This is a genomic window from Paenibacillus hexagrammi (assembly GCF_021513275.1).
GTDB lineage: Bacteria > Bacillota > Bacilli > Paenibacillales > NBRC-103111 > Paenibacillus_E > Paenibacillus_E hexagrammi.
On record NZ_CP090978.1, the window covers coordinates 1918917 to 1931880 of the forward strand.

At 44.7% G+C, this 12964-nt stretch carries 17 protein-coding genes; 12 read left to right on the top strand and 5 right to left on the bottom strand.

Going from position 1 to position 12964, the window contains the following annotated elements:
* The first annotated feature begins 98 nt into the window (after positions 1-98).
* The 6 genes from L0M14_RS08220 to L0M14_RS08245 all read left to right on the top strand — a co-directional run bounded on the left by L0M14_RS08220 (position 99) and on the right by L0M14_RS08245 (position 4397).
* Complete coding sequence (locus L0M14_RS08220) at positions 99-581, top strand: LiaF transmembrane domain-containing protein (protein ID WP_235121679.1); 483 nt, start codon at positions 99-101, stop codon at positions 579-581.
* A 172-nt stretch (positions 582-753) separates the two neighbouring features.
* Positions 754-2595 (top strand): translational GTPase TypA, encoded by a 1842-nt coding sequence (gene typA, locus L0M14_RS08225; RefSeq protein ID WP_235121680.1) that lies wholly within the window; start codon positions 754-756, stop codon positions 2593-2595.
* Between the two features lie 97 nt (positions 2596-2692).
* Entirely contained in the window at positions 2693-2977 is a 285-nt protein-coding gene (locus tag L0M14_RS08230; protein ID WP_235121681.1) for a YlaH-like family protein, read from the top strand.
* 25 nt (positions 2978-3002) lie between these two features.
* Entirely contained in the window at positions 3003-3437 is a 435-nt protein-coding gene (locus L0M14_RS08235) for a hypothetical protein (RefSeq protein ID WP_235121682.1), read from the top strand.
* Entirely contained in the window at positions 3437-3709 is a 273-nt protein-coding gene (locus L0M14_RS08240; RefSeq protein WP_235121683.1) for a hypothetical protein, read from the top strand. The genes L0M14_RS08235 and L0M14_RS08240 overlap by 1 nt, the downstream gene beginning before the upstream one ends.
* Before the next feature lie 175 nt (positions 3710-3884).
* Positions 3885-4397 (top strand): pyridoxamine 5'-phosphate oxidase family protein, encoded by a 513-nt coding sequence (locus tag L0M14_RS08245; RefSeq protein ID WP_235121684.1) that lies wholly within the window; start codon positions 3885-3887, stop codon positions 4395-4397.
* Here the strand turns inward: L0M14_RS08245 and L0M14_RS08250 are convergent.
* On the bottom strand, positions 4387-5016 hold the full coding sequence (locus L0M14_RS08250) for a YhcN/YlaJ family sporulation lipoprotein (RefSeq protein ID WP_311198855.1): 630 nt from the start codon (positions 5014-5016) through the stop codon (positions 4387-4389). The two genes, L0M14_RS08245 and L0M14_RS08250, sit on opposite strands and share 11 nt — an antisense overlap.
* Before the next feature lie 156 nt (positions 5017-5172).
* Here L0M14_RS08250 and L0M14_RS08255 point away from each other — a divergent pair, with 156 nt between their 5' ends.
* Positions 5173-6504, top strand: coding sequence for a PhoH family protein (locus L0M14_RS08255; protein ID WP_235121685.1), 1332 nt, complete (start codon positions 5173-5175; stop codon positions 6502-6504).
* 80 nt (positions 6505-6584) lie between these two features.
* On the opposite strand, the gene L0M14_RS08260 is transcribed toward L0M14_RS08255, so the two are convergent.
* The 3 genes from L0M14_RS08260 to L0M14_RS08270 form a co-directional block, all read right to left on the bottom strand.
* Entirely contained in the window at positions 6585-7073 is a 489-nt protein-coding gene (locus L0M14_RS08260) for a hypothetical protein (protein ID WP_235121686.1), read from the bottom strand.
* Positions 7074-7092: 19 nt separating this feature from the next.
* A complete protein-coding gene (locus tag L0M14_RS08265; RefSeq protein ID WP_235121687.1) occupies positions 7093-8202 on the bottom strand; it encodes a coiled-coil domain-containing protein in 1110 nt (369 codons plus the stop codon).
* A gap of 127 nt (positions 8203-8329) precedes the next feature.
* Positions 8330-9295, bottom strand: a complete 966-nt coding sequence (locus L0M14_RS08270; protein ID WP_235121688.1) for a hypothetical protein — start codon at positions 9293-9295, stop codon at positions 8330-8332.
* Between the two features lie 114 nt (positions 9296-9409).
* On the opposite strand from L0M14_RS08270, the gene L0M14_RS08275 reads away from it, so the two are divergent.
* Together L0M14_RS08275 and L0M14_RS08280 are read left to right on the top strand one after the other, a co-directional pair.
* A complete protein-coding gene (locus L0M14_RS08275) occupies positions 9410-9736 on the top strand; it encodes a hypothetical protein (protein ID WP_235121689.1) in 327 nt (108 codons plus the stop codon).
* Entirely contained in the window at positions 9709-10539 is an 831-nt protein-coding gene (locus L0M14_RS08280) for an SAM-dependent methyltransferase (protein ID WP_235121690.1), read from the top strand. Before L0M14_RS08275 ends, L0M14_RS08280 begins: the two co-directional genes overlap by 28 nt.
* Before the next feature lie 21 nt (positions 10540-10560).
* Here the strand turns inward: L0M14_RS08280 and L0M14_RS08285 are convergent, their stop codons facing one another.
* Positions 10561-10791, bottom strand: coding sequence for a DUF2626 domain-containing protein (locus L0M14_RS08285; protein WP_235121691.1), 231 nt, complete (start codon positions 10789-10791; stop codon positions 10561-10563).
* 370 nt (positions 10792-11161) lie between these two features.
* On the opposite strand from L0M14_RS08285, the gene L0M14_RS08290 reads away from it, so the two are divergent.
* From L0M14_RS08290 to L0M14_RS08300, 3 genes are all read left to right on the top strand, one after another.
* Positions 11162-11818, top strand: coding sequence for an RsfA family transcriptional regulator (locus L0M14_RS08290; RefSeq protein ID WP_235121692.1), 657 nt, complete (start codon positions 11162-11164; stop codon positions 11816-11818).
* Positions 11819-12015: 197 nt separating this feature from the next.
* The gene (locus tag L0M14_RS08295; RefSeq protein ID WP_235121693.1) at positions 12016-12438 is read left to right on the top strand and encodes a ketopantoate reductase family protein; all 423 of its coding nucleotides are present in this window, start codon (positions 12016-12018) and stop codon (positions 12436-12438) included.
* 5 nt (positions 12439-12443) lie between these two features.
* Positions 12444-12950 (top strand): ketopantoate reductase family protein, encoded by a 507-nt coding sequence (locus tag L0M14_RS08300; RefSeq protein WP_235122852.1) that lies wholly within the window; start codon positions 12444-12446, stop codon positions 12948-12950.
* Positions 12951-12964 lie beyond the last annotated feature (14 nt).

Below are 12964 nucleotides of genomic sequence, written 5' to 3' on the forward strand. Positions count from 1 at the left end.
GCCCTGCTCACCTAGCGTTTTGGAAAAAAGTGAGATAAACTATTGTAGACAAGTGTCGAAACAAATCTCACTTATCGCGCTGGAGGAGGGGAAGTCGGATGGCGAGAAACAGCTATTCCATCGGGCTGCTGCTGATTGGCCTGGCAGTCGTACTGATTCTTGGTAAGATCGGCGTCATTCACTTTGTATTTGCATTCTTATGGCCGGTCGTGCTGCTTATACCGGGGCTTTTGTTTCATGTGTTATATTTTAACCGTTCTCTTCCTGCGGGCGTGTTGGTGCCGGGCGGCATCTTAACTACCTATGCCCTGATGTTCTTTTATTGCAATATCTTCGGTTGGCATGCGACGAGTTATTTATGGCCGGGATTTATTCTTGGTGTAGCCATCGGCCTATATGAATTTCATCTGTTCGATCGAAACAGCGACCGCGGAGTGTGGATCGCAGCTATGGTTTTAGGTATAGTAGCAACCATATGTTTTGCCATTACATTATTGGTGAAATTGGGCATCTATGTGATTGCCCTGCTATTGATCGCAGCTGGTGTACTAATCATTTCACGCAAACCGAGATCTTGGTAACAGGTAAATGCTACATAATCAGTTGTTTTGCAGAATTACAAGGCAAATATCTTGCATAATGTCGCTTTATTGCATATAATAAGGTTAAATGTCAAGCGTCGGCGCTTTCGTCCGACGCTTCTTTTTATGAGATCAGAGACGAAAATTAAAGGATAGAGAGGGTTTGACATTCATGCACGCAAGAGAGAAGATCCGCAACATTGCGATTATCGCACACGTTGACCACGGGAAGACGACGCTGGTAGATAAGCTTCTGCAGCAATCCGGTACGTTCCGTGAGAACGAAGCCGTACAGGAAAGAGCGATGGATTCCAACGATTTAGAGAGAGAGCGCGGAATTACAATTTTGGCTAAGAATACGGCCATTAACTATAAGGATTATTTGATTAACATTGTTGATACACCGGGGCATGCCGACTTTGGCGGTGAGGTAGAACGGATCATGAAGATGGTAGACGGTGTACTTCTTGTCGTCGATGCCTTTGAAGGTACGATGCCGCAGACGAAGTTTGTGCTTCGTAAAGCATTAGAATCCAATTTGTCACCTGTTGTCGTTGTAAACAAAATCGACCGTCCAAACGCACGTCCAGCAGAGGTTGTGGATGAGGTCCTGGATCTCTTTATCGAGCTTGGCGCAACGGATGAACAGTTGGATTTCCACGTTGTATACGCTTCGGCGCTTCAAGGAACTTCGAGCTTGGATCCTGATAAGCAAGATGCGAACATGGAAGCTATCTATGAAACGGTTGTCACGCATATTCCTTCTCCTACCGAGGATGTCGAACAGCCGCTGCAATTCCTTGTTACTTTGATGGATTATAACGAGTATCTAGGACGTATTGGTGTTGGCCGTGTGAACCGCGGTAAAATCCGTCAAGGACAAAGTGTTGCGGTGATGACGCGCGAGGGCGGTATGAAGCAGGCAAGAATTGAAAAGCTGTTTGGCTTCTCTGGACTTAAGCGTGTAGAAATCGAGGAAGCGGGCGCTGGCGATATTATTGCGATAGCCGGTATTAAAGACATCAATATCGGAGAAACGATCGCAGATCCTGCCAATCCTGAGGCGCTGCCGGTGCTTAAGATTGATGAGCCGACGCTGCAAATGACATTCCTTGTTAACAACAGCCCATTCGCAGGCCGTGAAGGGAAATGGGTCACTTCCCGCAAGCTTCGTGAGCGTCTGTACAAAGAGCTTGAAACTGATGTGAGCTTGCGCGTAGAAGATACGGATAGCCCGGATGCATTTATCGTATCTGGCCGCGGTGAGCTTCACCTAGGTATTCTGATTGAGAATATGCGCCGTGAAGGTTACGAGCTTCAGGTATCCAAGCCGGAAGTTATCATCCGTGAGATTGACGGACAAAAGATGGAGCCGATTGAGCGTTTGATCATCGACGTTCCGGAAGAAAGCATGGGCTCCGTTATGGAGAGTCTGGGAACACGCAAAGCTGAGATGGTCAATATGATCAATAACGGCAGCGGTAATGTTCGCCTTGAATTCCTTATCCCGGCACGTGGATTAATCGGATATAGAACGTATTTCTTGACGCTGACTCGCGGCTATGGAGTTATGAACCATGCGTTTGACAGCTACGGTCCTTACATGGGGGCTGGAGTTGGCGGACGTCATGAAGGTGTGTTGGTTTCCAGTGAAACGGGCGTATCCACGTTGTACGGAATTCTGTCCGTTGAAGATCGCGGAATCCTGTTCGTACATCCGCAAACAGAGGTTTATGAGGGCATGATCGTTGGCGAGCACACACGTGATAACGATATTATCGTGAACATTTGTAAAGAAAAAGCGGTCAATAATATCCGTTCTGCGAACAAAGAAGAAACGGTGAAAATGAAAACACCTCGCATTTATTCTTTGGAGCAGGCGCTTGAATACTGTAATGATGATGAGTATTGTGAAATTACGCCGAAGTCCGTTCGTTTGCGTAAAAAGATTTTGAATAAATCAGAGCGTGAGCGTGCCGAGAAGCATCGTAAAATGGCTGAAACGAACGTGTAAACATGTCATGAAAAGAGGGAAATGCGGAAAAAGCGCAGCTTTTGCCGGCATTTCCCTTTCCCTATTAGGAATTATTTTATTTTGGAGGTGCGCACGGATGCAGTGGTTGACCGGATGGTTTGGAAACCATATCTACATTACATATCTATTAATCTTTATCTTCATGTCCTACGTTTACAATAAAGTATTCCGTACTCGGAAGCTGCCTGTCCTCAAAACGCTGCTCGTCTATGTACTGATCGCGATCGGCTCGATCATGCTGTTGGTGTTTCAGGTGGCAGGGCTCCCGATTATTCTTAGCTTAGCCGTTGCTGTATTGTTGATGCTTCTTGTTCGTGTGCGTTATTTTGTCGAGAGGCGCACTGGCAAGAGACCTTCTTGATAATCCGCGTGTAAGGAGGGAGCAAATGGTTCAGTACTGGCTTACCCCTGTCAAGCTGAAGGAGCCTGTTACGATCGGGGCAGACCGAATTTGCTGTATACAGCTTGAAGAGTTAGAGGATTTTCGACATAAGGCAAGTTTGCAGCATGCTAGGCTGCTCCCTTTGTTTAAGGCTGATCTGCTGCTCAGTGATGATGAAGATGCATGTGGATCAGAATGGGAGGCACTGAAGCTATCTGAAGAGGGATGTATTGTATTTGATGGTAACCTGTTGACGCTTTCTCACTGTGCCGAGGCATTTCTAGATCGAATGCTGGATACGAAAGTGACGCAAAGCTTGGTTGAAACATTGCTAGAGAACTCATCTGCTGCATCCGTGCAAAGCATCTGGCTGCACAAGTGGTTGGAATGGTTAAACAAAGGGTATGCGGTTATGTTGCTGAGAGAGGACGGGATCTAATGAAGCTGCAAGACGCATTATTTAATTGGCTGCAAATGCACATCGTCGTAGAAGCCAGACCCGATGACCAAGCTGCAAAGGACACGTTGGATTTTTTCGCGGTAGTGCTAAATGAAGACCACGCAGTGAGCGGAATGGAAACGCTTGAAGATACGCTGAAAATCACAATCACCTATGAACAAGAAGGGATTAGTAAACAGCAAGTCTTTGACCGCGAGGCCGCAGAAAAGTTACTCGAGGATATTAATTCCAATCCAAAATATAACCAATAGCGCCTGTTCTGCGACATAACTTTTCCAGTTTGGAGATACAATAGGGTATATCCACCTGAAAAAGCATTCACGCGGAGCAAAAATAGATTTCTAATGGTGGAACACGTAGGTTTCCTTATGATATACTGATATTGTAAGGTTGGTATGCTACTACCTTGTAGGAGGCGCAAACATCATGCCAGAAATGATCTCAACTTTACCGGAGCAGCTATTTGTAGTCCTGCAAAAAGAGAAATTTTTAATTCTGAACACCCTTGATGCAGATTCTGGCTATCCAAGTGTTCATGCAATTTCTTGGGTTTATGCCAAAGACCCTGGAACTTTGCGATTTGCTGTTGATGCACGGTCCCGGATCGTGTCCAATCTTCAGAAGAACCCGCACGTCTCCTTGAGCTTTATCGGGGCTGGCTCTGTCCATGCCATCAACGGGAGTGCGCGCGTAGTAACAGACTCCTTGGAGGATGTTCCTTTCAAGCTGGCTTGTGTCGATGTCGACATTGAGTCGGTTCATGACGCTATGTTTTATGGCGCTCGAATTGTAACTGAACCTGAATATGAGAAAACTTATGACAAGCGGGCTGCTGACAAGCTCGACGGTCAAGTTTTTGATGCGATGAAAAAGCCTAGACATGCTTTGTGCAGTCAGGCTTTTTGTTATCTCATCATGATTTGTCATATTATAGGTTAGGATTTCCGACCTGATTCGCGTCAGTTGGTCTTGGGTTATCTGGGATATTTTCTCTGATATCTCTTGGGAGCTGCGGCATGATCCGTCCCATAATATCAGCCATCTGTTCCGCGAAGCCGGTCACAGGCTTACCGTCTCGAATATTTTGACGAATATTACGCAACCGTTGGTCCAAGTCCATGTCTGCAGTAACGATGGCGTTCACGCCGTAAGGATCTTTTCGAAGTGCCTCAGCGACAGAATACTTGACAGTTCCTACTCTGGAGCGGTCCATATCTTTTTTTAGATTGATTCCGACAACTGCTGTATTGCCGAAAACTACACAATGAGCGCTCTCTACCTGCGGAATACTGGTAGCGATATGCTCTAGTCGATCGGCCACTTCTTTAGAGTTTTTTATTTCTAGCTTCTGCGGAGCGATTTGCTGCACTTTGACTTGATTCTGATTGGCATTCGCAGAAGAATTACCCTGTTTCGGCGCTTGGCTGCAGCCGGCAGCAAGGAAGAGCAGCAGCAATATCAGGCCAGTACGTTTCACCATCATCGACCCTTTCTTTTCCTTGATTCTTGCGTTTAGTTTGTCCTGCCAAGCTTGTTTGTATGTATGAATCTCATTCATATACCACTATGGCACCCTAGAAGCAGGAATAAATTTGATTCGTATGAATCAATGCGCGTTTGTTCCCTATCCAGAGGAATGTATGGATTCGTATGAATCAAAAATTTGATTCCTATCGCACAAGATCTAACGCCAAATCCGGGAGGGAACACACCTATGAAAAAAATTTACGTGCTGGATACAAATGTACTGCTTCAGGACCCTAACGCATTGTTTGCTTTTGATGATAATGAAGTAGTCATACCCGCCGTGGTGTTGGAGGAAATCGATTCGAAGAAACGGAACGCCGACGAAATAGGACGAAATGCAAGACACGTATCCCGATTGCTCGATGGATTACGATCGAAGGGGACGTTGTCCGAAGGCATTACACTTGAACATGGAGGAAGTATTAAGGTTGAGCTGAACCATCGCAGCTTCGCCAAGCTTCAGGAAACATTTGCCGAGCTGACGAATGATAACCGTATTCTTGCGGTTGCACTCAATTATCATTTGGAAGAGCAGGAGAATGACCAGCCGAAGCCTGTGGTTATTGTCACCAAGGACACACTGGTTCGAATTAAAGCTGATGTGCTTGGCTTGACTGCAGAGGATTATTTAACGGATCGAATTGTCGCACAAACAGATATGTACACCGGTTATGTAACTTTACATGTGCATCCGTCCATCATAGATGAGTTTTATACGTACAGATTTTTGAGCACTCAGTCATTAAATCTGGGGTATCCGCTGAATCCTCATGAATATGTTATTCTCAAAGATGAATTAGGTACCTCGAAATCCGCTCTCCTAAAAGTGAATGCGGAAGGGAAGAAGCTGGAGCCGCTCTTCATGAGTAATGATCCTGTATGGGGCATTGCCGCCCGTAACGCTCAACAGCGAATGGCTCTGGAGCTGCTGTTGAATGATGAAATCCCATTGGTCACCCTGACAGGTAAAGCTGGAACGGGTAAAACGCTGCTGACATTAGCGGCAGGACTCATGAAAATTGAAGATGAGCGCAAATATAAAAAGCTGCTGATCGCACGTCCGGTAGTCCCTATGGGTAAAGATATCGGGTACCTGCCTGGCGAAAAAGATGAAAAACTGCGCCCCTGGATGCAGCCGATTTACGACAACCTGGAATTCTTGTTCGATACGAAGAAAACGGGAGACATTGAAAAAATACTAGCTGGTCTGGGAAGCATTCAAGTTGAAGCATTGACTTATATTCGCGGGCGCTCCATACCGGGACAATTTATCATCATTGATGAAGCGCAAAACCTATCCAAGCACGAGGTGAAGACGATCGTTTCTCGTGTGGGTGAAGGCAGTAAAATCGTACTGCTCGGCGATCCTGATCAAATTGACCATCCTTACCTCGATGCCTCTAGCAACGGTCTTACTTATGTCGTAGAACGCTTCAAACAAGAGAATATCAGCGGACATATTACCCTTGAACGCGGAGAACGTTCGCATCTCGCGCAATTGGCTGCTGATCTCCTATAACGTTATTCTCACAAAAAAAGAGAAGCGTGACTCCATAAACTAGGAGCGCGCATCTCTTTTTTATTGTAAAGACTAGCTTACTATAACAAAAATTGAGCCTCACACTTGTAAGCTTTGGCGATTCCGGCTACAAGCTCTTGCAATTGCCGATCGAATGCAAAGATCTCCGTTTGCCCCTCTTCATAGCACGCTAGCAAATGCTCATCGAGCTGAAGCAAGGCCAGTTTCCGCTCTGATTGCGGTGAAATAGCTTCAATTCGAACAAGCTGTGCGAGCTTTTTATACAGGTAAGGATGCTCCGATCGGCTAATAAATCCGTAGTCCTCAAACTGGTCGGTTAGTTCCGCGTGATCCGGCAGGTAAAGGAGCTCCATACGTTCAGTCTTCACGTTATATTGCTCCATCACGCTCAGAACCGACCGCTCCTCCTCGATAGTTGATACGATGAGCATCTCTTTGTCGCGATCGAATAATTGTGTCTTTCCGGCAAGTGCTTTCACAATTTGAGCATAAAATCCTGGAAGCTTGCCTTCCGGAAGATCCATGAGCAGTGCGATTTTGGTTTCCATTATGTATGTCCTCGCTTTTTTAGAAAGAAAGCTTGAGCTTGACGATCACTTTCTTGTCTTTGGTTTCGACGTCAACAACATCGAGGTAATTCACAAGCTTTTTCGGCACAAAGCCAAGTTTGAACTCCTTCATCATATCTTCAATCGTTGTATCGGGGAGCTCAAAGCCGTTAAAATCAATGCGATCAATGATGAAATGAACTTCATTCATACCCACGCCCTGCACAATGGCAAATTGACCTTGAAGCTGCAGGGTCATGCCATCTGTTTTGCCTGATGCCGTAATCCCGTCATCCTTAAATTCGAATGTTAGGTCTTTTAACTGTTCGTTTCTTTGATGCAAATACTGATTGAAATCGTCGTCGCTTATCGTGATCAACGGGTTATTAAGGGAAGATAAGTTCAAATACTTATTATCGGCATTATTTTGCATAATATACTGTGGCAGTTCCGAGAATGCAACAGATAGCTGATTAAAATATTGACGAAACAATGGAAGTCCTTGCGCTTTCCACTGATCGTTCAAGGATTGAATTTGCTGTTGGATGACATTAGCTTGAGCAGTTACAGCCAGTTGTTTGTCCAATTCTTCCTGAAGCTGTACAAGCCGCTGCCGCTGCTGGAGCCATTTTTCTTTGGTCTCTTGCAGCTGTACATGGGATTCCGCCAGCTTGGACTGCAGCTGTTTAAGCTGGTCGTATGAATCCGAGTATGCTGCCAGTGATCGATGATCATTCGAAATAATCATTTGTATATATTCAAACATTCGGATCGCATCGCTTATGGAAGTTACTGAGAATAGCAGGGTCCAAATTGTATCGCGATCACCCATATAATAGGCTCTAAGCACCTTGCCGGCATGCTCCTTCGTAACCTGGACGTGCTGCTTTTGAGCGGCGATATCGGCTTCATTTTGTCCGATTTGATTCGTAATTTGGCCATCTTTTTGATTTAATCGCTCGATTTCGCGATCGACCTCGTAAATGGTTAGCCCTTTTTGCAGCAGTTCCTTCGTATCCTCAGGTTGATGGTTGTCCTCTTCAGCGAAAACAGTTAGGCTCTGCAGATGTGAACTCCATATAAGCAGGGCGGACAAGATGACGATTGCAGGTTTATACCAATATCTCATTTCAGCCGGTTCTCCTCCTATGTACAGATTATCATATTTCTATTAAATGAAGCACAAAAAAATACTTACCCGGGGGAGAGAGGGGCAAGTATTTTTAGTTGATGGTCGTCATTTCTTTGTTTGGTTCTTATTTCTTTGTTTTGTTCAATAGCTTTAAGATATCATCAAAGCTTTTTACATGAGCGGGTGTTTCCTTTGTGAAAGCTGGAGGTTGGTTAATGCCGTCGTAGGTTTGATGAAGAGTAATTTTATTGTCTGTCGCTTTACCGTCCGCAGCAGGAATGGATAGCTGTAAGTCCAATACCTCATCACGAATAAATCCTTGATCATCGATGGCAACGGATAGCTTGCCAGGTGCTTTTACTTGTAAGCCTGATGGCATGGTTTTCAGCTTGTCGGCTTTCTCGGCAGTTAGAAGTCCGTTGTTTTGAAGGGTGCTGACCATGTCTGGCCATTTAGCCTGCAAGGAGGTGTTCAGTTCTTTCTCGTTTTTATCTGTAATATCTACAGTGATGGAACGTGCGCTAGTGCCATCCTTAAGTGTAACAGGCTCCTTAGCTTCCGAGTACCATTTAGGATCAATACTTTGAAACATGCTGGTACCAAGTGTTGTGGTTAATTCGGACGTGTTTTTCAGATTGTCAAGCTTAAGTGGAGAACTGCTATTTTGGCTCATTTGCTGAAGATCTATCGCATAGTACTCATCCGGCGAAGTATTTATAGCTGGTAAGTTAAAATACAATTTGTTATCTTTAATAAGAATTGGAATGGCAATGGGTGATGTTGAGCCCTTAGGTGTAATGTTAATGTCGGTCTCTAGTTGAAGAGGCTCTGCACTGCTTGCTCCTTTCCAATTAATCGTGCACTCACGAAAGAGGCCTAATATTCCGTTGGTTAACGGATTGGGGGAAGCCATCCATGCATCGCTAAGCTCAAGTGCTGCGCTTCCATCAAAGGAATAAGACTTCATCTCTTTTTGTTTCGTTAAGGAAAGCTCAACGGCTTCCTTTATTTTGGTGTTGTCTGTGCAGCCGGTTAATGATGTGAGGCTTAGTGCTGTAATTACCGTTAATGTCATCCATTTGTTTAACATTTCTTAATTATCTCCTTCCGTAAGTCCTTTTCCATTATAAATGTTTGTTCACTATTTGTCTGTATGTAAGTAATGCAAATGTACCACTCGTGTGTCGGGATAGGAGGAATGCGATTGAATACGGATTTAGGGCATACTGAAGTTGTGAAAGCAGTGAAAGCGGCCATAGAGGGCAGCAGTAGGAAGGCTATAGATTTTCGAGCATACATGGAATTATGTCTATATCATGAGCCATTTGGCTATTACAAAAACAAGGATGTAAAGATAGGAAAAGATGGCGATTTCTATACCAGTTCTTCGATAGGAACTATTATGGGGGAGATGCTGGCCGCTTATATCGTACATCAAGTGCGGGGTAATGTTTCGGCTTCAAGAATAATCTCTATTGTAGAATGGGGGGAGGGAACGGCCGAATGGCTTCTCACCTGCTTGAAGAGATGAAACGAATAGCGCCAGATCTTTATGATCAGCTAGTCTACGTTATGATCGAATCCAGCAACTTTCATCGCGGACTGCAGATGGAAGAGCTAGTGCAGCACCGAGATAAGGTTCTTTTTCTTGAAGAATGGGAAGAGAGCCCATCCGTCGATTATATGTTTGTGATCGCCAATGAGCTGTTGGACGCGTTTCCTGTTCATCGCCTCCAATACCTAGACGGTCATTTCCTGCAAAGCTTCATTCGATGGTGTGAAGATAAGCAGTCATTTGAGGAGATATGGCTTCCGGTTCAGGATAAGCGAATATTAGACTTATTAGATGAACAGAAGGTTCAATTAACACAGGGCCAAATCATGGAGCTAAATCTTGACGCTTCCTCTTGGCTTACTGCACTTTATGATAGGATGGGCAACGGGGAATGCATAGTCATCGATTATGGAGATCTTCAGGACGAATTGTTGGCTTCACATCGCCATCAAGGGACTCTTCTCTGCTATAGGAAGCATCAAGCTTCTGGAGATTTCTTGCATGGACTTGGGCAGCAGGATATCACGTCACATGTTAATTTTAGTCAATGCATTCAAGCCGCAGAGAAGGCTGGCTTTCAAGACATTCGGCTCCAAACGCAAAGAGAGTTTCTTGTCCAGCAAGGGATTCTACAAAAATTGCAGGAGCACAACGATCCGAATCCTTTCAGCGATATTTCGAGACGAAACCGGACTATCCGGCAGTTGTTGCTTAGCGATCAAATGAGCGAGCTATTTAAGGTATGGACAGCTCATAAAAAAAACGGTCCGAATGAGTAATCATTCGAACCGCTTTTTTTGTTAAACGCTCATTTTAAAGAAAGACCAGTACGTAAATCCGCCGAAGGAAATAATCATATATCCCCAAAACAGCAGTATGTAAGTACGCTCAGCTAAGCGCATATAGCCTAGAATCACGAAAACGGCTGTTTGGAAAAAGAAAAGCAGAGACATTGGAATCATATCTCCAGCTAAACTCATCAAGGCAATGACCAAAGTCCAAAATCCAAGAACCCGAAACATGCGATCCATCTACGTTATATCCCCCTCTCGTTCCTCGTTGCACTTTTAACTACATCACATTATACCTTTTGATGGAAGCAGTGTAAACCGTCAAACCGTGACGAATTTAAAAACATTTCATCGTCTATGTCTAGTATGGCATTTTGGGCAGATCCAATGTATGAGCCTTAAAAAAAATGGCAATACCATTTAGTATCAAATAGATTCTATGAACTCTAGTATGGGCATAGATATAGTAATAATGGCACGAATCAATGATACCTCTCTTGCGAATTGATTCTCTCTTATTCATTACCGTATAGGCGCGGCAATTAAGAAGCTTGATTCGTCCGGTTACGGTATAGATGCATCTGCACACTACGTTAGGAGGATTGACCTTATGTCAGCAATCAGACAAGATGCTTGGAGCGATGAAGACGATTTGATTTTGGCGGAGGTAACACTTCGTCACATTCGGGAAGGAAGTACGCAGCTATCCGCATTCGAGGAAGTGGGCGAGCGGATCGGCCGGACAGCGGCTGCGTGCGGATTCAGATGGAATAGCTTCGTCCGAAAGAAATATGAAGCAGCCATTCAAATAGCGAAGGCACAAAGACAAAAACGTACACAGCTTAAAAAACATGCAGCAGTAAGCAGTATTTCAAGTCCTACGATTGCCATGCTGGATCCACATGACTTGCCGACTGTCTCCAGTAAAGCGGAAATCACGGAAGAAACACTTTCGATCGACGCTGTAATTCGCTTTCTTAGACAATGGAAAAGTACGTATCAGGATATGAATCGCCATATTAAAAATTTAGAAAAAGAGCTTCAGGATAAAGAGGAAGAAATGGAGCGTCTAAGCAGAGAAAATGATAAACTGAACAAGCAAGTGAATGAAGTGGCAACGGATTACCGCGTTGTCAATGACGATTACAAAGCTCTCATTCAAATCATGGATCGTGCTCGTAAGATGGCGTTCCTCGTAGAAGAGGAAGAAGAAGATAAGCCGCGGTTCAAGATGGACGCGAATGGAAACTTGGAAAGAGTCGAGTAAGAAAGGATCCTAATTCTTGTTGAGATGTAACTGTGAAGCTCTAACTACTGGCAGATGCCATTGGTTAGGGCTTTTTTCTCGTCCTAATTATGTGGGTTCCCGGTTTAGCAATTGACTCAGCTTCCAAGCCAATGCTCCACTTTGTGGGGTTATTTTATTATAATAGGACCATAGAAGAAGCTCGGAGGATAACGACAATGAAGATAAGAGTGATTGGAGCCGGTGCGCTTGGCATGTTGTTTGCAGCGGGCCTAGCTGAGTTCTGTGAGGAAATCGTTGTAATGACTCGTACAGATGAGCAAGCGGATGCTCTTCGTAAGCAAGGTATTCGGCTCGACGGTCACTACCTAAAGGGAAAACGGAACCTTACATTTGTTTCATTTGAAAATGAGGTGGAGCAAGATGCCCCTATCAAGGATTGCGATTACGTATTGATGATGGTAAAACAATATGCGCTTGATGACGACCTACTACAGTATCTAGGCAAACAATTGCCTCCTGATGCCGTTGTTGTATGCTTTCAGAACGGGATCGGTCATAGAGAAAAATTGGAGCATGTCGTTGGAGCGGATAGAGTGCTCTTGGCCGTTACTACAGAGGCAGGAAAAAAGAGGGCTTGAACGAGGTGCTTCACACCGGACGCGGCTTGACTCGTATAGGTAACGCACGGCCGGAAAACGGACAAAATCTGCTTGTCAGGCAAAAAGTGCTGGTAAACCTGTTTAACCAAGCAGGATTTCAGACAATTTTGTCGAAAGACATCCTAACACAGGTGTGGAATAAGTTCATCATGAACTGTGTCATTAATCCGCTCACAGCTGTAATGAAGGTTCGGAATGGGGATTTGCTGGACTCCGAGTGGTCCATTTCACTTATGCGAGAACTATATATCGAGGGAGCTGCTGTTGCCAAGGCAAACGGGACGCCGATCGATGAACAGCTGTGGGAGACGCTGCTGCAAGTATGCAGATCAACTTCTTTAAATCATTCTTCTATGCTACAAGATATAATGAACTCCAAGAGAACGGAGATTGACAGCTTGAACGGCAGTTTGCTTCGAATTGCAGAGCAGTGGCAGATCAGTATTCCTACCCATCGGACCATTCACAGGCTTGTAAAAGCTCTTGAATAAGAGGTGATCGAACA